The sequence below is a fragment of the Dysgonomonas sp. PF1-14 genome (assembly GCF_029892965.1).
Classification (GTDB): Bacteria; Bacteroidota; Bacteroidia; order Bacteroidales; family Dysgonomonadaceae; genus Dysgonomonas.
On the sequence record NZ_JARXWN010000009.1, the window covers coordinates 96010 to 113575 of the forward strand.

18 protein-coding genes are annotated in these 17566 nt (G+C 43.0%); 9 read left to right on the top strand and 9 right to left on the bottom strand.

The window, feature by feature from the left end:
• Positions 1 to 234: 234 nt before the first annotated feature.
• A complete protein-coding gene (locus M2448_RS12070) occupies positions 235 to 1326 on the bottom strand; it encodes a hypothetical protein (RefSeq protein WP_280646240.1) in 1092 nt (363 codons plus the stop codon).
• A gap of 6 nt (positions 1327 to 1332) precedes the next feature.
• Positions 1333 to 2451: an SPFH domain-containing protein gene (locus tag M2448_RS12075; protein ID WP_280646239.1), complete on the bottom strand. Its 1119-nt coding sequence runs from the start codon at positions 2449 to 2451 to the stop codon at positions 1333 to 1335.
• A gap of 697 nt (positions 2452 to 3148) precedes the next feature.
• Here M2448_RS12075 and M2448_RS12080 point away from each other — a divergent pair.
• Complete coding sequence (locus M2448_RS12080) at positions 3149 to 3682, top strand: hypothetical protein (RefSeq protein WP_280646238.1); 534 nt, start codon at positions 3149 to 3151, stop codon at positions 3680 to 3682.
• 150 nt (positions 3683 to 3832) lie between these two features.
• On the opposite strand, the gene hypB is transcribed toward M2448_RS12080, so the two are convergent.
• From hypB to M2448_RS12105, 5 genes are read right to left on the bottom strand one after another with little or no spacing between them, the layout of a single operon-like run.
• Positions 3833 to 4528: a hydrogenase nickel incorporation protein HypB gene (gene hypB, locus M2448_RS12085; protein ID WP_280646237.1), complete on the bottom strand. Its 696-nt coding sequence runs from the start codon at positions 4526 to 4528 to the stop codon at positions 3833 to 3835.
• A gap of 1 nt (position 4529) precedes the next feature.
• Positions 4530 to 4886: a hydrogenase maturation nickel metallochaperone HypA gene (hypA, locus tag M2448_RS12090; protein WP_280646236.1), complete on the bottom strand. Its 357-nt coding sequence runs from the start codon at positions 4884 to 4886 to the stop codon at positions 4530 to 4532.
• A gap of 6 nt (positions 4887 to 4892) precedes the next feature.
• Positions 4893 to 7142: a carbamoyltransferase HypF gene (gene hypF, locus M2448_RS12095; RefSeq protein WP_280646304.1), complete on the bottom strand. Its 2250-nt coding sequence runs from the start codon at positions 7140 to 7142 to the stop codon at positions 4893 to 4895.
• Positions 7139 to 7384 (bottom strand): hypothetical protein, encoded by a 246-nt coding sequence (locus tag M2448_RS12100; RefSeq protein WP_280646235.1) that lies wholly within the window; start codon positions 7382 to 7384, stop codon positions 7139 to 7141. The genes hypF and M2448_RS12100 overlap by 4 nt, the downstream gene beginning before the upstream one ends.
• 10 nt (positions 7385 to 7394) lie before the next feature.
• Positions 7395 to 7928 carry an FmdE family protein gene (locus tag M2448_RS12105; RefSeq protein WP_280646234.1) on the bottom strand — a complete coding sequence of 178 codons (534 nt, stop codon included), beginning with the start codon at positions 7926 to 7928 and terminating at the stop codon, positions 7395 to 7397.
• Positions 7929 to 8199: 271 nt separating this feature from the next.
• Between M2448_RS12105 and M2448_RS12110 the strand changes: the two genes are divergently transcribed.
• From M2448_RS12110 to M2448_RS12145, 8 genes are read left to right on the top strand one after another with little or no spacing between them, the layout of a single operon-like run.
• The gene (locus M2448_RS12110) at positions 8200 to 8445 is read left to right on the top strand and encodes a HypC/HybG/HupF family hydrogenase formation chaperone (RefSeq protein WP_280646233.1); all 246 of its coding nucleotides are present in this window, start codon (positions 8200 to 8202) and stop codon (positions 8443 to 8445) included.
• Positions 8442 to 9536 carry a hydrogenase formation protein HypD gene (hypD, locus tag M2448_RS12115; RefSeq protein WP_280646232.1) on the top strand — a complete coding sequence of 365 codons (1095 nt, stop codon included), beginning with the start codon at positions 8442 to 8444 and terminating at the stop codon, positions 9534 to 9536. The genes M2448_RS12110 and hypD overlap by 4 nt, the downstream gene beginning before the upstream one ends.
• Before the next feature lies 1 nt (position 9537).
• Positions 9538 to 10575: a hydrogenase expression/formation protein HypE gene (hypE, locus tag M2448_RS12120; protein ID WP_280646231.1), complete on the top strand. Its 1038-nt coding sequence runs from the start codon at positions 9538 to 9540 to the stop codon at positions 10573 to 10575.
• A 53-nt stretch (positions 10576 to 10628) separates the two neighbouring features.
• A complete protein-coding gene (locus M2448_RS12125; RefSeq protein ID WP_280646230.1) occupies positions 10629 to 11741 on the top strand; it encodes a hydrogenase small subunit in 1113 nt (370 codons plus the stop codon).
• A gap of 12 nt (positions 11742 to 11753) precedes the next feature.
• Positions 11754 to 13472 (top strand): nickel-dependent hydrogenase large subunit, encoded by a 1719-nt coding sequence (locus tag M2448_RS12130; RefSeq protein WP_280646229.1) that lies wholly within the window; start codon positions 11754 to 11756, stop codon positions 13470 to 13472.
• Positions 13473 to 13484: 12 nt separating this feature from the next.
• The gene (gene cybH / locus M2448_RS12135) at positions 13485 to 14246 is read left to right on the top strand and encodes a Ni/Fe-hydrogenase, b-type cytochrome subunit (protein WP_280646228.1); all 762 of its coding nucleotides are present in this window, start codon (positions 13485 to 13487) and stop codon (positions 14244 to 14246) included.
• Positions 14243 to 14686 (top strand): HyaD/HybD family hydrogenase maturation endopeptidase, encoded by a 444-nt coding sequence (locus M2448_RS12140; RefSeq protein WP_280646227.1) that lies wholly within the window; start codon positions 14243 to 14245, stop codon positions 14684 to 14686. The genes cybH and M2448_RS12140 overlap by 4 nt, the downstream gene beginning before the upstream one ends.
• Positions 14687 to 14703: 17 nt before the next feature.
• Positions 14704 to 15480 carry a hypothetical protein gene (locus M2448_RS12145; protein WP_280646226.1) on the top strand — a complete coding sequence of 259 codons (777 nt, stop codon included), beginning with the start codon at positions 14704 to 14706 and terminating at the stop codon, positions 15478 to 15480.
• Between the two features lie 55 nt (positions 15481 to 15535).
• Here the strand turns inward: M2448_RS12145 and M2448_RS12150 are convergent, their stop codons facing one another.
• Both M2448_RS12150 and M2448_RS12155 read right to left on the bottom strand, forming a co-directional pair.
• Complete coding sequence (locus M2448_RS12150) at positions 15536 to 16258, bottom strand: DUF4276 family protein (RefSeq protein WP_280646225.1); 723 nt, start codon at positions 16256 to 16258, stop codon at positions 15536 to 15538.
• Complete coding sequence (locus M2448_RS12155; protein ID WP_280646224.1) at positions 16258 to 17400, bottom strand: AAA family ATPase; 1143 nt, start codon at positions 17398 to 17400, stop codon at positions 16258 to 16260. Before M2448_RS12155 ends, M2448_RS12150 begins: the two co-directional genes overlap by 1 nt.
• Positions 17401 to 17566: the final 166 nt, after the last annotated feature.

Here is a 17566-nt window from a genome sequence, read left to right on the forward strand (position 1 = left end):
ATTTTTTCGTATTAAATTTTTGTTTTTTTGTATACATGTGAGGTACAAATATTTATTACTTTAATTTGTAGTTGAAGTAACATGTTCAATTATTTACTGCGCGCAATCACTGATTGCTTGCATTCCTTTTGGCCTAAGCCCCAAAAGGAATCAAAAAGTCTTTTATGCCACGCTTCATAGGACGACCTGTAAAACGGTTTAGGAACTGTTTAAATTTGACCGAAAATATTTCATTTAACCCTGATTGTTTACAAACCACGCAAATAGCGCCAATGCAATAAGACCTGCAATAACAGCCAGTGTAATCTTAACCTTACTATACGGTCTGTCGCCGGTGACACGCCCCGTACGTCCGTTCACAAAGAAGTGATATAGCTTGTTGCCATACGTGTAAGACGACATATAGACAGGCAACAGTATGAGCTTGAACTTAATGTTGCTGAAACGTGTCTTTTTAGAATCTACACGCTGACTATCGCCACCGATATCGCGCCGGATCGCATAATCGATCTCCGCTTCCATCCTTCGGCGTGCATACTCGTATCCGGTAGTCATGTTCATCACATACTTTTCGGTAACAAAGCCACTGAGAAAACGGTTATCGGCATCCACCATATTCATCGTATCCCAGTTTTGTATCTTGCTCATCACATCGGACGGTATCATTCCCGAAGCAGGAACCATCACATCGTCGAAAAACAGCGATATATGCCCGCTGCGGTACGACCATCGTGTGCGGACTACGGTCTGCCTGTTCTTACCGCTTCCTACAGTCGTTGTATAACTGTCGCCACGCTGACCTGAATAGTCGGTATTGGTCTGCGCATCGTATGTCCAGCAAGGAATATATACACCTTGAAGCTTATTGGAATAAAGAGCTCTCTGCTTTAGTTTATTGGGGGCAAACCACAGGCTTTTGATCCACGTTTGCATATGACTCTGCATCTCGTTATCCGCCACCTTAAACGGCAACAGATACGACGGACGGATCAGACGCTCCATGTGTACGTCCGATTCGATGAAGGGCATGCTGCAATAGGGACACTCAGCCGACTTCATACTTTCATCGAATGTGGATTCTGCACCGCACTTGCGACAACAGATCACTTTGGTTGCCTGCGTATCGAGCAGCTCAATGTCCTTTGCATATTGCTCGAAATCGAGTTCTTCAACTTCGTCTACAACTTTGGCATTGATGGGCGTATCCGCCCCGCAGTAATCGCAATGAAGAAAAGTAGTACCCGGCTTATATTTCAGGGCAGCGCCACAATGTATGCACTGATAGGTGTCGCTGCCCAGTGATATATTTTCGGTTATATCTGACATGTTTTTTTAGTCTTGTTTTGGAAGCGGTGGAGGTGTTGTTGCCCACAGGTCTTGCAGGTCGGGTTGTCCACCTGCCGGCACCCAGTCGGCCAGTCCTTGTTTCCACACAAGAGTTTCACGCGTAATCACCTGTTTTTGGGCAAGCTCGGTCAGGCTGCTTTTATTGAAAGGCCCCGACTGCTTACCGTCTACCGCCACATAATATGCTACTGTGCCGGGTATTGGCGGAGGCGTAGCCTGTGTATTTTGTGCATTCTGATTGTTCTGCATCTGGTTAGACATTGCCTGTGTCATCTGGTTGGCCATAGCCATACCAGCACCTAGTCCGATACCCATACCGGCCGTACCTGAAGGATTTTCAGCAGCGGCTTCCATAGACTTGGCAGCTTTCAGTTTCATCAGTTTATCGAGGTCTATCTTGTCAAGACGGCTCAGTTCGAATATTTCTTTTTTCACCTCTTCCGGCATCGAAACGTTTTCGATGAGGAATTTAGTAACGTCCATACCATAAGCTGTGAAATCGTCTTTCATGTAGCCATAAATGGCCTCCGACAATTCGTTGAGGTTGGCAGCATAAGTCTCTACCGGAAGTTCTGCTTCTCCGGCTGCATCCGTAAAACGGGTTACGATAATGCTTTTAAGCTGTTCTTTGATATGTTCGGTGGTGAATGTCTGGTTTGTACCTACTATTTCGCGGATGAACACAGGAGCATCGGTCACCTTGAACGAATACAACCCGAATGCTCTGATCTCGACCATACCGAAACGGTTATCGTTAAGGATTATAGCATTCTTGGTACCCCATTTCTGGTCGATGAAGTTTTTTGTACTCACAAAATACACTTCTGCCTTGAACGGACTGTTGAATCCGTATTTCCAACCTTTCAGCGTGGTCAGGATAGGCAGGTTCTGGGTATTAAGGGTATATGTTCCGGGAGAGAATGTGTCGGCAATCTGTCCTTCATTAACAAATACCGCCATTTGCCCTTCGCGGACAATCAGCTTCGCATTGTTTTTGATCTCATTGTTATACCTCTCGAAACGATAAACGATCGTATCCTGTGTATTGTCAAGGAACTCAATTATGTCTATAAGTTCGTTTTTCAGTCTGTCAAAAATACCCATGTGATATAAGTTTTTGTGTTAGTATTATTTTTCTTCAAATATAAGTGATTTTTTGCCTTGTGGGGAAATTATAGTGATGGTTTTAATTTTTATTTTAAGATTATATTCAATGAATAATTCTGAAATAGTTTATCTATAAGATATCAATGTACTAATGATAGCGATCTTTGAAGAAGTGAAATAGTGTACCCAAAAGGAGGTAAAGGTTATGAAAAGTAAAAACTATATAAATTCGTTACTTTTTAGTTAAAATTATATCACGCAAAGACGCGAAGGCGCAAAGAAAAAATACTTGTAACTTGTAACTACCAATAGGATGCAGAAACAGCGTTCGGAGTTAGCCAATTGCATTCGCCCCTACAGGAGAAAAGTAATGGAACAAAAAAACAATGTAGATCCGTTACATTCGTTACTTTTTAGTTAAAATTATCTCACGCAAAGACGCGAAGGCGCAAAGAAAAATGTACGATTCTTTGAACAGAATACAGAAGGAATGTCTATGCCAGTAAGAGATGAAAAGTAATGGAACAAAAAACAATGCAAATCCGTTACATTCGTTACATTTTAGTTAAAATAAAAGAGAATTGAAGATTAATCTGCTTACTATCAATAAAAAAATGTAATGTTTATCACCTTTTAGGTTGTAAAGTATGAAAAAGAATTATAACTTTGTTAGGATTAGATTAATACCTCATATATGAAATTCTTAACACTTCTTTTTGTTCTGTTCTTTTTATCCGGTTGTTCCAATATGCTGCCCGAACCCGACCTTCATCTGAGGCTGAAAGGTCAGAAGCAGACAATCAACAGTATTATCTCGAATGGGGAAGTACTCCCCCACTCTGTGGCTGCACTCAACAAGGATCAGGAAATAGATTCGTTTTACCAGTTGTACCAGAATGGAGAGAACAGTTTGCTAAAAGTATCGGAAACTCATTTATGGAACAGTGAGCCTAGCGACACTACGTTTGTGTACTATTTTGACAAATATGAAAATCTGTTTGCTTTTCAGGTAAAGGTCACTTTATCGAACGACAGCCTGTACAATTCGGCAACTGCCTTTTATGACAACTATATGGAAATAGTATCGCAGGAATATGCCACTATAGACAACTGCGACATACCAATGGATGGTACAGATACATTGTATGTCGATTTTTCCAAATACCGTCTTCCTACCGATGTAAAGACTTTCGCAAAGGAGAAAAAGATTATTCTGCGGAACCGGTAGACAGGGAGTTCTGTAAAGGGGCTATAATATTCAGAATATTGGCGGTTTTAGCCAAATCAATTCGACTAAAGTCTATTATATCCAGAATCTTAATCCACGCCTTAAAAGGCGTGGCAACTATGAGTTTAAAAGTCACAGCATAAGAGAGTTTTAATTCCTATCTTTCAGCAACCAATTGCACCAGTTGTCCATGCCTGTGCCTTTTGTAGCAGAGACTTCAAAGAAGCATAGTTTATGGTTTACTTTCAAGGCATTTTCGCGTAGCTTGTTTATATCCGTATCCAGATAAGGAGCTAAGTCTATCTTGTTGATAACACAGATATCGGCTTCCTGAAACATATACGGGTACTTCAACGGTTTGTCGTCTCCTTCGGTAGTGCTGATAATCACCACTTTCTTGTCCTCGCCCAGATCGTACATGGCAGGACAAACCAGATTGCCGACATTTTCGATGAAGACCAGTGCATTATCGTCCGGATTCAACTTTTGTAATGCCTGCTTGATCATATCGGCCTCCAAGTGGCAACCCATACCAGTATTTACCTGATAGGCAGACACTTCAAGAGCAGCTATACGGTCGGCATCGTTTGTGGTTTGTTGGTCGCCTTCTATCACATACACAGGTACTTGCCCCTTGATGCGACGGATAGTTTCTTCCAACAGGGAAGTCTTACCCGAACCGGGCGAACTCATAAGGTTGAGGCAAAAGATGTTCTTTGAGTTGAAATAACCCTTGTTCTCATCGGCGATTATATTGTTGCGCGACAGGATATCTTCTTCTACGGCTATGATCATCTTTTCGTCTACCGTATATTTCTGTTCATTGGTTTTGTCTTGTTGGCTCATATCAGTCTTTGGTTTTATTTTTTACGACTATCGACTTTATCCTCAGCTCTTTGCCTTTGAGTATGCTTACACAATACGATCCGCAATGCGGACATGGTGAAAACAGGACATCGACAGGGAAGACTGCTTCGCAATCGCCGCATCGGCCTTCACCCGCTATATCGTGGCGTACGATACGGGCATTGTTGAGCATAGTGCCTTTTACAGAGCTTTCGAGGGCAAACTCGAGTGTATGAAGCTCTACTCCGGCAAGGCTGCCGATCTCGAGTTCGAGTTCTTCTATCTCTGTAGCCTGATGCTTTCGCGCCTGTTGTTCGGCTAGTTGTACAATGCTTTGAGCTATAGATAATTCGTGCATAATGGTTTATAATCTTCTCGATGCGGCTACAGCCAGTTGTCCGGCAGCTATACCGCTATCGTTGCATGGTATCTTACAGGGAATGTATAACGGGATTCCCTCTTGCGAAAATAGTAAATGTAATTGTTCCGTCAAACGTTTATTCTGAAAACATCCGCCCGACAACACAACTTTGGTCGTACCGGTCTGGCTGAGAAGGAGTTTCGATTTTTCCAAGATAAGGTATGCCAATGAGTTATGCACCTTAGCTGAAATTTGCCCTGTATCAACACCATCGGCCAAATCGCGTAATACCCCTTCAAACAAGGAGCGTGACGAAATGACAGGGTTTTGATAGTCAACTGTATATCGGCTAACCATATCGTTATTTGCTGACTGTTCCAACAAAACAGGAGCTTCTGCCTGACGAGTAGCTACATCGCACAGACCAAGCAGAGAAGACAGAGCATCGAACAAACGCCCTGCTCCGGAGGTCAGAGGTACATTTATACCCTTATCTATCATAGTTTTGAGCATATCTATCTTTGTATGTCCTAACCGCTCGATAAAGGATTGAGGTATGTCAAGTCCGTAATGATAGAGATAAGAAACCGCCATGCGCCATGCCTCATCCGAAGCCTTGTCTCCACCGGGCATAGGGACATATTCCAGATGTGAAAGACGGGTATATTCCTTCTTGTCGCATAGGAAGAACTCGCCGCCCCATATTTTGCCGTCGTCACCCAATCCTGTTCCGTCCCACACGACAGCTATTACGGATTCATGGATTCCGTATTCGAGCATACAGGCAGCAGCATGGGCGTGGTGATGCTGTACCCTCTGCAATGGTATGGAATGAGCCAAAGCCATTTCTTCGGCTTCGCGGCTCGACATATAGTCGGGATGCAGGTCGCAAGCCAGTTGCTTCGGACTGAAACGGAAAAGATGGCGGAACCGCTCCAAAGATTCTTTATAGAAACTGAGTGTCTCCCAGCTTTTGAGATCGCCTATGTATTGGCTTTGTATAACAGTATCGCCTTTACCCAATGCAAAAGTGTTTACTTTCTCTGCACCGAATGCCAGTATACCGTCAGCATTCACGTCTGCAAAGAACGGTTCGGGTACATAGCCGCGCGAACGCCTTATCAGACATGGCTTATCAGCACAGACATGAAGTATAGAATCGTCTATACGATTGTGTATAATGCGATTGTGATGTAATATAAGGTCTACCTTTTCGCCGAACTGCCCTTCAGCCTCATCGGGTGATATGACAATGGGCAATTCGCTCAGATTACCACTTGTCATTACCAGTGCAGGAGAGCTTAAATGCTTGAACCAGTCGTAATGTAGCGGCATATATGGAAGCATACAACCCAAAGTATTCATGCCGGGATTGATTCCCGAAGCCAGTGCTTTGTGTTGCTTCAGCAATACGATAGGTCTACGCCACGACATGATGCTTTCTCGCTCCACATCGTTAAGTTGTGTATATTGTCGAAGATACTCCTCATCGCGGAACATCACTGCAAAGGGCTTGGTATCTCTGTGCTTCACTTCTCTCAGGCGATTTACAGCCTGTTCGTTCGTCGCATCGCAGATAAGGTGATAACCGCCTATACCTTTAGCTGCTATCACTTTACCTGATGACAGTAGTTTTACTGACAAGGCGAGTAATTCTTCATAGCCTGTATATTCTACACCATCATACGTTGCATAATAAACAGGGCCGCAATAGTTACAAGCTACAGGCTGTGCATGGAAGCGCCGATCGTATATATCGGTATATTCCTTTTGACAGTCGGGACACATAATGAATTCAGCCATTGTCGTATTCTTCCTGTCGTAGGGTAAGTCTTTGATAATGGAGAATCTGGGCCCACAATGCGTACAGTTGATAAAGGGGTAACCTATCCTGTGAGCTTGTGCCTGCCTGTCGTGCAAACAATCGGCGCATACAGCTATGTCGGGAGCTACCTGTGTAACTTCGTCCGACAGTGATTGACTTGGAATGATCTCAAAGTCTTTATAACCGACATTATCCTCTATTTCAGTGATATGGATATGATGAATAGCCGCAACTACAGGATGCTCTTCCTGTATACGCTGTACGAACCTATTACAAGCTTCTTCTGTTGTTTCGAGACGAATAACAACACCATCGTTGGTATTGGCAACCGTACCTTTCAGCCCCATCTGTTTTGCCAGCAGATAGATAAAGGGACGGAAACCCACCCCTTGTACAAGGCCTTGTATGTGTATTTGTGTTATCACTATTTGGCTTTTACCAGCTTTGACGAGATGAAGAACAGAAGCATGAAGATGAAGGACACAAAGAATAAGAAGCCGTATAACTCCATAGTATGCTCATGGTATACAATTCCGGATTCACTATCGTAATGATTTCCGAAATCATTATACTCCATCTGCGAACGGCTATAGAACATGATCCCAAAGAAGATAGTGAACAGAGAAAGCAGCCCACCCAGAAAATACAGTATATACTTTGTCGGCTTCATCGATAGGAATCTATTTTATCTCGAAAATCTCATCTCTATCCAGTTCGTACCAATAGCGAATAGCCAGTTCACGCACATATTCCCAATACATCGGCGCATGCCCCCATCGCTTGACAGCTCCGGTTATCTCTGTTCTTATCATATTTAAAACCTCGTCCTTTATCTTGACATGAACAGACCTGTCATTTGTATGGAAAACAGCTTCGGGGAGCGGGCTATCAGTTGCTTGGGAAACAATCAGTCCATGCCCGAATGTTGCACTGGTACTTACCTGCAAACCATCGTTGAGACAACTTACCGGAGGCTTGTTGCCAGCCAAAGATGTAATACTTACACCACCTGCTTCGGCACTCAATCTGCTAAGGGCATAAATACCCATCTTAACTCCTATAATTGCATAAATACCCAGATGCCCATGCAACTCGTTTGTTAACACTCCGGCTCGCCATTCTTCAACTCCATAGCGTTCTATGGTTTTAGCTACCATAGGCCTCATGTCTGTAGAATATACAGCGGGTTCCAACGGGAAGGATTCAAATATCATAGATATAGATTTTATTTATGGTTCATCTTTTATTGTTATCAAACAAGATCTGGACTATGGTTAAGCGCCCTCCGGCAGAAAATGTTGTCTAACTAACCGATTTACTGATACATATTACATTACGCATATATAGAAAAGGGCTTGCAGAACAATTTTCGCCAACAACAAAGTTAAACAAATAATCGGTTTTTGTAATCCATATGACTATTTCTTAAAAATATAATTGTTATATTTGAGATTGTATTTATCTCACACTAAAACCTTTAATGCTATGTGCCTAGCCGTACCAGGAAAAATCATAAGTATAGATAATTCTATCCCCGACCTTACGATGGCTAAAGTGGATTTTGGCGGTATGCTGAAAGATATCTGCATACAATGGGTAGAAGCATCCGTCGGCAGTTACATACTTGCACATGCAGGAATGGCCATATCGGTGGTTGATGAAGAACATGCCGAAGAAACGCTCGCCGACTTCGAGGCTATCGCACGATCTTTAGAAAATCCCGCAACATGAAGTATCTGGATGAATATAGGGACAAGGAGCAGGTAAAAATGCTTGTAAATGCAATACGGAAAACCGTAACACGCTCATGGTCTGTCATGGAAATATGTGGCGGACAAACTCACTCCATAGCCCGCTATCGCATCGAAGATATGTTACCACCCGAGATAAAATTATTACATGGACCCGGTTGCCCGGTATGTGTAACCCCGATAGAAACCATAGACCTTGCACTGGATATTGCCAGACGCCCGGAAGTTATTTTCACTTCGTTCGGCGATATGATGCGTGTACCCGGAACTATGGAAGATCTGCTGAGTGTGAAAGCTAAAGGTGCGGACGTCAGGATGCTATATTCCTCATTAGATGCGGTAGAGCTGGCAGAAAAAAATCCTGATAAGGAAGTGGTCTTCTTTGCCGTAGGTTTTGAGACTACTATTCCGGTACATCTTACAGCCGTAAGAGAAGCGCAGCGCAGAGGCTTGACAAATTTCTCCATCCTGGCATCGTTCTTTACAGTGCCTGCTGCAATAGACACCATATTGTCCGATCCTGAAAACAAGGTGGACGGATTTCTTACAGCAGGGCATGTATGTGCTATAATGGGAAATAAAGATTACTATCCGTTGGCTGAAAAGTATAATCGCCCGATGGTAGTTACAGGATTCGAACCGATCGACTTATTATATGGTATATACAGGTGTATCCTCCAACTAGAAGCAGGAACGGCAAATGTAGAGAATGCTTACAAACGGATAGTACCAGAAAATGGTAATTCCGCATTCCAAAAGCTTATGAGCGAAATGCTGGAACCATTCGATCAGGAATGGCGCGGAATCGGGCAAATACCACTAAGCGGGTTAAGGCTGAAACCCAACTATAAGCAATATGATGCCGCAAAGAAATTTTCGACGGCAGATAAAATAAATAATATAAAGGTAAACAAAGCCTCTCTGGAATGTATAGCCGGAGATATAATGAAAGGGAATAAACAGGCTGCCGATTGTCCGTATTTCGGAAAAGACTGTAATCCGGAGCATCCGGTAGGTGCACCGATGGTATCGTCCGAAGGTGTTTGTGCAGCATACTATAACTATAAATAATATGGAGTTGAACTGTCCTCTACCCATCAGCGACAACGATCGCATACTGCTTGGTCATGGCAGCGGAGGGCGACTTACGCACCGACTGATATCCGACATATTCTATCCTGCATTCCGCAATCCGTTGCTGGAACAGGATCACGATGGCAGTATATTTACCGTAGAGGGTGGTAAGATGGCTATATCTACCGACTCCTTTGTGGTAGACCCGATATTTTTTCCCGGTGGCGACATCGGCGATCTGGCTATAAACGGCACAGTGAATGATCTGGCTTGTTGCGGGGCAAAACCATTGTATCTTACAGCCGGATTTATTCTCGAAGAAGGTTTCCCTATGACTGATTTGCAACGCATTGTAAACTCAATGAAGGAAGCTGCCGACAAGGCCGGAATATACATTGTGTCGGGTGACACCAAAGTAGTAGAGCATGGTAAATGCGATAAGATATACATTAATACTACCGGTATAGGAATTGTAGACAGCAATACAAATATATCACCCAAGAATGCTGCCGAAGGCGATGTGATCATTTGTAGCGCGCCGATAGGTGTACATGGCATTACTATACTTTCTACACGCGAAAGTCTTGGCTTCGAAACCAATCTGAAAAGTGATACGGCAGCACTTAACAAGATGATAGCCGGATTATGTACCGGAATAAATGAAATACATGTATTGCGTGACCCTACCAGAGGCGGACTCAGCAGCACGCTGAACGAAATAGCACAAGCCGCCAATGTAGAAATAGAACTGGACGAAGCGTCGCTCCCTATTCCCGATGCTGTACGTGCCGCATCCGAAATACTGGGATTAGACCCTTTGTATATAGCCAATGAAGGCGTTGTTCTGATCATACTCCCCAGAAAGTATGCTGCCGATGCGCTGAATATCATGCACCGCTTTTCTGAAGGCAAATCAGCTGCTGTTATAGGACAGGTGACTACCAGAGGTAAAGCCGGAGTAAAAATGAAAAACCTGTATGGCGGTCATCGCATTATTACCATGTTAAACGGTGACCAATTACCACGAATATGCTAAAGACAAAAACACATAATACAAATAAGATCAACTAACTTAAATACTTTGTAAATATGGAAAACAAGAAACTATCCGTTTATGAAGAATGTCAAAAGAAAGGAGTCTCGCGCCGCGATTTCCTTAAATTTTGTACAATGATGGGAGCTTTACTCGGGCTAGAATCTACCGGTGTTGCCCAAATAGTGGAAGCTATGGAGAAAAAGGCACGACTACCGATTATCTGGCTACATTTGCAGGAATGTACCTGTTGCAGCGAATCATTTATCCGTACCGCCCACCCTATTCTGGCCGACCTCTTGTTCGACCAGATATCGCTGGACTATACCGAGACACTGATGGCTGCTGCGGGCGATCAGGCAGAAAAGAGTATGCATGATACAATGACCAAGTATAAAGGTGAATATATACTGATGATCGAGGGTTCTATCCCTACCAAAGACGAAGCGTACTGCTGTATAGGCGGACGCAGCGCCAAGCAGATAGTGGAAGAGGCTGCCGAAGGGGCAAAAGCCGTTGTAGCATGGGGCAACTGTGCATCGGCAGGATGCGTACAGGCTGCTAATCCGAATCCGACCGGGGCACGTCCGGCACACCGTATTATTAAAGGTAAGACAGTAATGAATGTGCAGGGTTGCCCTCCTATAGCAGAGGTCATGGCGGGAATAGTTGTGCATCTGCTTACATTCGGCACAATACCACAACTCGACAGTTTAGGACGTCCTAAAGCATTCTATTCGCGCCGTGTACACGACACCTGCTATCGCCGCGCTAATTTTGATGCAGGGCTATTTGTAGAAAATTTCGATGATGAGAATGCTAAACGTGGCTACTGTCTGTACAAAGTAGGTTGTAAAGGGCCTAACACATATAATGCCTGCGGTATCATCAAGTGGAACGAAGGTACAAGCTATCCTATACAGAGCGGACATCCTTGTATCGGTTGCAGCGAAGAAGGATTCTGGGACAAAAGTCCATTCTACAAACGTAACCCTACAACTCATGGCTTCGGCATAGAAGCAACAGCCGATCAGGTAGGGCTGGCTTTGGGAGTAGCTACCGTTGCAGGAGCAACCGCACACGCCATAGCTACCAATATACGCAAGAAAAAACTCATCGATAACGAAGAGCCTGTAAATGAGAGCAGCGAACACAGTGATAACCAATAAACACAAAAAACTATGGCAGAAAGAATAGTCGTTGACCCGATCACCCGTATCGAAGGTCACTTAAGAATAGAAGCAGAAATAGAAAACGGCGTAATCAAGGATGCTTTCAGTTCGGGCACAATGGTTCGCGGTATAGAGACCATCGTTAAAGACCGCGACCCGCGCGATGTATGGGCTTTCGTTGGACGTATTTGCGGTGTATGTACATCTACACATTCCCTTACTTCGGTGCGTGCAGTAGAAAACGCACTGGACATCGTGATACCACCGAATGCCGAGATGGTACGCAACATTATGGCAAATGTACTTTTCATGCACGACCATGTAGTGCATTTCTACCATCTGCATGCCCTCGACTGGGTAGATGTGGTAAATGCCTTGAAAGCTGATCCTGCCGCAGCTGCGGCGGCTGCTCAAAAGTTATCGACATGGCCTAAAAGCTCGGAAGGGTATTTCAAAGGAATACAAGACAGAATTAAGAAATTTGTCGACAGCGGACAACTCGGTATCTTCGCAAACGGTTACTGGGGACACCCTGCATATAAACTCACTCCCGAACAAAACCTGATTGCCACAGCTCACTATCTGGAAGCATTGGAATGGCAAAAGGAAATAGTAAAAGTACATGCTGTATTCGGAGGAAAGAATCCGCACCCTAACTATCTTGTAGGCGGTATGCCGGCCAGCATCAACCTGAATGAAGCCAATGCAATTAATGCCGAAAGGCTTGCATTTGTAAGGGAAAAACTGGAAGAAGCCAAACGCTTCATCGATCAGGTATATATTCCAGATATACTGCTCATCGGCAGTGTATATAAAGACGATTGGGGTAAAATAGGCGGAGGTGTGCATAATCATCTTGCCTTCGGCGACTTCCCTATGAATGGTTCCGACCCTGAAAGCTATAAAATACCACGCGGTATTATCCTCGACAGGGATCTGACAAAGGTGCATCCGGTAGACGCTACTTCACCCGAAGAAATACAGGAATATATATACCACTCATGGTACAAATATACCAAAGGTGACAGCGCAGGACTGCATCCGTTCGATGGAGAAACTGAACTCGAATACACAGGCCCTCGTCCGCCATACAAACATCTGGACGTAACGGACAAGTACAGCTGGATAAAAACTCCACGCTGGAAAGACAAACCAATGGAAGTAGGTCCATTGTCGCGAATGCTGGTTGCTTATGCCTCTGGAAAAGAGCCGCAAAAATCGCTGATAGACGACACATTGAAAGCGCTCGACCTGCCTGCCGAAGCACTATTCTCCACACTGGGCAGAACTGCTGCCCGCGCATTGGAATCGAAACTGAATGCCGACTGGGCACTTGAATGCTACGATCAGTTGATAGCCAATCTGAAAGGTGGTGACGATCGCATGGTAAACAATGAGAAATGGGAAGAAAGTTCATGGCCTAAAGAAGCAAAAGGCGTGGGACTAACCGAAGCTCCGCGCGGTGCTCTGGCTCACTTTGCCATAATAGAGAACAGCCGCATAAAGAACTATCAGATGGTGGTGCCTACAACGTGGAATGCTTCGCCTCGCGACGAAAAAGGGCAGTTATCGGCTTACGAGTCTGCTTTGGTAGGAACTCCTGTCCACGATCCTAAACTGCCGTTGGAAATATTACGCACTATACACTCTTTCGACCCTTGTCTGGCTTGTGCAGTCCATCTGTACGATGAAGACGGTGACTATGTACATCAAATGGATACATTCTAAACAGATTCAACTATGAGAAGTCGTAGAGAAAAACTAAGAGAAGTATATGTCTGGGAACTGCCTGTACGAATCTATCACTGGGTAAACGCATTATGTATCGTTATCCTGTGTATTACGGGATTCCTTATTGCCGATCCGCCGTCACTGATGAGTGAGACAGAAGCCAATTTCAGGTACTGGTTCGGTACGGTACGCTTTATTCACTTTGTTACGGCATTTGTATTCTTCTTCAATTTTATGTTTCGCATTTACTGGGGATTTGTAGGGAATAAGTATGCCAGCTGGAAGAACTTTATCCCATTGAAGAAATCGCAATGGAAAGAGCTGATAGAAGTGATAAAGGTGGATGTATTCATGATCAAAAACAAGCCTGTAGACAGTATCGGACACAATCAGGTTGCCAGCAGCACTTACTTTATCATGTTTCTGGCATTCCTTATACAATGTATCACCGGATTCGGATTATACGCCCAGATGAGCAAAGCCGCATTGCCGAAGCTTTTCGGATGGATGGTGCCGCTTATGGGAGGCGATCTGATGGTACGCCATATTCATCATTATGCTATGTGGTTCTTTATTCTCTTTGCTATAGGGCATATTTACCTCGTATTCTATCACGATTATATCGAGCGGCGTGGTGTGACTTCGTCCATGATAGGCGGCTGGAAATTTGTTGAAGAAGAAGTAGCGGAAGCGGAAGAAAAGAAAGAAGCAGAAGAAAGAGCAAAGAAGATGGAAAAACAAGCATCTGCTAAAATAGCTGTGGAAGAATGAATACACTGATACTTGGCGTAGGAAATTTATTACTGAAAGACGAAGGTGTGGGAATCCATGTGATTCGCGCACTGGAACAAGAAAATTTACCCTCCGGCGTCCATCTTATGGATGGCGGAACCGGAGGGTTTCACCTCATCAGTTGGATAGAGAAGTACGACCGCATCATAATGATAGATGCTACACTGGACAAGAATCCGCCCGGAACAGTACGTGTGTTAAGACCGAAATATTCATCGGAGTTTCCCCCATTGATGAGTGCCCATGAAATAGGTCTGCGCGATATGATGTCTATCATGGAACTGACCGAAACGATGCCCCTGATAGATCTGATTGTAATATCTGTTGAAGATATCAGTGAAGTGGGTATGGAGCTGACACCGGCGGTAAAAAAAGTTATACCCGAAGTTGTGGAAAAGATAAAGCAGATGACTCTATAAGAGAAAATAGAGTCATCATGAAACAAATCATAACCATTTCATTATTTTTCCTTTTCTCTTTACAAGGATTTTCAACAAATCAGGTGAAAGATTATCTGATCCTGGATAATGATACATTGTATCTTTACAATTCTCCTTTAGAACAGATCAGTAATATATCAAGTGATATTTTCGAACTGGAACAACCCGAAATTTTAACATCCAGTTGTTGGAGGGGGTATTATGCGGAATGGAGAATCATAAATAACACACTATACTTATCGAAGCTTTTTGCCTGTTACACCGACAAGGTAATAAATAAAACCATTGAGAAAATCCTAAAACGAAAGTTCACCAACGGATTGCTTAAAGCCGATTGGGTGAATAGTCCGTTATGGTGTGGAAAAGACTTAGTAGGAGAAAAAACACTGTACCTCTCCATTTACAGATATGAACGCAGGCTTCTGATGGAAAACGGAAAAGTAATAGACATAAAGGAATATAACTACCTTCCATGTGATTATGAAAATAAAAATGAGCGATTGAATTTCGTATTGAAGTCTATCAATTGGAAAGAGTTCCCAGCAGGCTCTTATCTCAGCTTTGAAGCCGAACTAAAGATAGATTATTCGGGTAGAATAAAAGATATCAAGATAATGCGATCGAATATCCCAAGCTTCGACTACGAGATCATAAAAGCATTGGGGGCACTCCCTTGCTGGCCTGTATATTATAGAGAAGGTAGAATATACAATCCTGTGGATTGGATAAGGATAGAGGTAAAGTATGATGAGATTAAGAAATACATCCAATAAACAAATAGCAGCCATGTTCCGGTAATTTCATTCCAATACAATAAATTATCAGAATCTACTTTTTAGAACTTCCTCTAACCCCCTCAATCACATTCATTAATCTATCTAAAGAGTTGATATCGTATCGCAGCTGATTTCGGATATGATTAAAATCCAGTTTATTGACAACACGTGTAGTTGCATGATACTTCTTAGTGTACGACTTACCAACCAGCCTGTAAATATTATCAAGGTCTTTTGCCGGATGAACCCTTGATTCGGGATCGATCGAATAAGGATCGAAACCCAGCCTATCCTTTATAAATTTACCACTGGCAAGGCGCTTATCTATTTTCTGAAAATGGCGTGTCTCTGCCATAAACCATGCTTCGATCTCATGGATGGCTATAATAATATCGAAGTAAGGAGCTTCTTTCTTAAATTTGTGAGGTAAATACCGTAGCCCTTTCTCCAACCGCTCCAAATCTTCTACCGGAATTGGATAAAGATCCCTTACGCCAATGATCTTTTCATAACCCTTTTCGCGCAGATTGACTATGTTATCCATAATTTCCGATTTCACCCTGTTGTCGGCACCACAATCGAAAATAAGCACCTCGAATTTTGGATTACGCGAAAATGACATATTCCTTACAATTTCCTGTTTGGGAATATTCGTTCCCCCACGAAACTGTTTCTGAATAATATTTATAGACTGTGTCCCGAGTATTTCTTTAATCAGGCGATTTATAAAAATTTGCTCGGTCTGTCCCTCAACAAAAAAGGCAATTCGTTTCATCAATCGTTATCTTCTTCATCTATTGAACCAAAACCATTTTTATAAAAATCGGTAGTCAGGAAATCAAAATTATTAAGCCCTGTGTATTTGAAGTCTTCAAAGTTATCTTTTGCATTTATATGATTGTAATATACCGACCGCGACGACTCCACCCTGTCTATTACCGTCCAGTATTTCAACGGAATCTGATTCATCACATAGCGGTCGTTGGTAGTCATAAAGAATTGCAGGTTAGAGTTATCAATCCTTCTGACAACTATATCCATCATCCTTCGGGAAGTATCGAAGTCCAGCCCTTCACCCATATCGTCTATAAGCATGCACAGCGATAAATCGCTCAAACGTGCATAACTGAGCATAATCAGCAATGCCAGCGAGCGAAACATGCCTTGCGACATATCGTGTTGCGTAACCATGTATTCACCCTCTTCTTCGATACAGATTCCATACAAGCCGTTTTTTTCCAAGATATCAATACCTGTTACGGAATACCCCAGATCGCGCATGCCTGACATTATATCATTAACGAAGCTTTCGCCATACGTTTCGCGGCCTCTGTAAAAAGTGTAAATAAGGACTTCCGTACCTTCAATACCCGGATCTCCCCCATCTATGCGTGTATAGTCTTTTACCTGTTTATTTTTTTCAAACTGATTAGCAAACAGATAGTTTCTCAGCGACAACCCCCATTTAACAAATTCCCTGAAATACGGCTTTCTATCTGCATCTTGTGCACATATTACCAATCGGTGATCTTCAGCCGCGAACGGAATATTTTGTCCTTCGGCACTCAGTAGCACTCCTTTATCCCTGTCTAATAAGACTTTATCATTCATGGATAATATCTCGTTAGATACTTTACGGTCTTTAAATTCAAGAATATATTTATATCTGATATCTTTTTCCGTAAAAAGGACTTCAAAATTCTCAGATGGACTTATTGCATTCCTCAGGTCAGTTTTCCCCGACAGCAGGTTGGCTAACTCACGAATAACGTTTAGTGTACGGCTTTTACCGGAGGCATTTTTACCCACCAGCAGATTTATATTATCGAAATAAGCATATGTGTTTCCCGTACCTATAATATGCCATTCGCGCGGTTCCCCCGCATAGCGGGTATATTTCAGAGCGTTTAGTATCATACTAATTCAGATTTTTACAAAAATACCAATTCTTAAGTGACAAATATCATTTTTCCAGCCAAATATGATATTCCTCGCTTATTTTCAGTTCAAATATACACGATTTAACTTACATACCCTCATATCGGATTGTCATATTAAAATTGTATCTTTGCAGCAAAAAGCT

What these genes read in the sequence shown, in the direction of transcription:
- M2448_RS12130 (WP_280646229.1), top strand. Translation starts at nt 11,754, where the DNA reads ATGGCAGAAAGAATAGTCGTTGACCCGATCACCCGTATCGAAGGTCAC.
- M2448_RS12140 (WP_280646227.1), top strand. Translation starts at nt 14,243, where the DNA reads ATGAATACACTGATACTTGGCGTAGGAAATTTATTACTGAAAGACGAA.
- M2448_RS12155 (WP_280646224.1), bottom strand. Translation starts at nt 17,400, where the DNA reads ATGATACTAAACGCTCTGAAATATACCCGCTATGCGGGGGAACCGCGC.
- hypA (WP_280646236.1), bottom strand. Translation starts at nt 4,886, where the DNA reads ATGCACGAATTATCTATAGCTCAAAGCATTGTACAACTAGCCGAACAA.
- M2448_RS12100 (WP_280646235.1), bottom strand. Translation starts at nt 7,384, where the DNA reads ATGAAGCCGACAAAGTATATACTGTATTTTCTGGGTGGGCTGCTTTCT.
- M2448_RS12145 (WP_280646226.1), top strand. Translation starts at nt 14,704, where the DNA reads ATGAAACAAATCATAACCATTTCATTATTTTTCCTTTTCTCTTTACAA.
- M2448_RS12125 (WP_280646230.1), top strand. Translation starts at nt 10,629, where the DNA reads ATGGAAAACAAGAAACTATCCGTTTATGAAGAATGTCAAAAGAAAGGA.
- M2448_RS12080 (WP_280646238.1), top strand. Translation starts at nt 3,149, where the DNA reads ATGAAATTCTTAACACTTCTTTTTGTTCTGTTCTTTTTATCCGGTTGT.
- M2448_RS12105 (WP_280646234.1), bottom strand. Translation starts at nt 7,928, where the DNA reads ATGATATTTGAATCCTTCCCGTTGGAACCCGCTGTATATTCTACAGAC.
- M2448_RS12075 (WP_280646239.1), bottom strand. Translation starts at nt 2,451, where the DNA reads ATGGGTATTTTTGACAGACTGAAAAACGAACTTATAGACATAATTGAG.
- hypE (WP_280646231.1), top strand. Translation starts at nt 9,538, where the DNA reads ATGGAGTTGAACTGTCCTCTACCCATCAGCGACAACGATCGCATACTG.
- cybH (WP_280646228.1), top strand. Translation starts at nt 13,485, where the DNA reads ATGAGAAGTCGTAGAGAAAAACTAAGAGAAGTATATGTCTGGGAACTG.
- M2448_RS12070 (WP_280646240.1), bottom strand. Translation starts at nt 1,326, where the DNA reads ATGTCAGATATAACCGAAAATATATCACTGGGCAGCGACACCTATCAG.
- M2448_RS12150 (WP_280646225.1), bottom strand. Translation starts at nt 16,258, where the DNA reads ATGAAACGAATTGCCTTTTTTGTTGAGGGACAGACCGAGCAAATTTTT.
- hypB (WP_280646237.1), bottom strand. Translation starts at nt 4,528, where the DNA reads ATGAGCCAACAAGACAAAACCAATGAACAGAAATATACGGTAGACGAA.
- M2448_RS12110 (WP_280646233.1), top strand. Translation starts at nt 8,200, where the DNA reads ATGTGCCTAGCCGTACCAGGAAAAATCATAAGTATAGATAATTCTATC.
- hypD (WP_280646232.1), top strand. Translation starts at nt 8,442, where the DNA reads ATGAAGTATCTGGATGAATATAGGGACAAGGAGCAGGTAAAAATGCTT.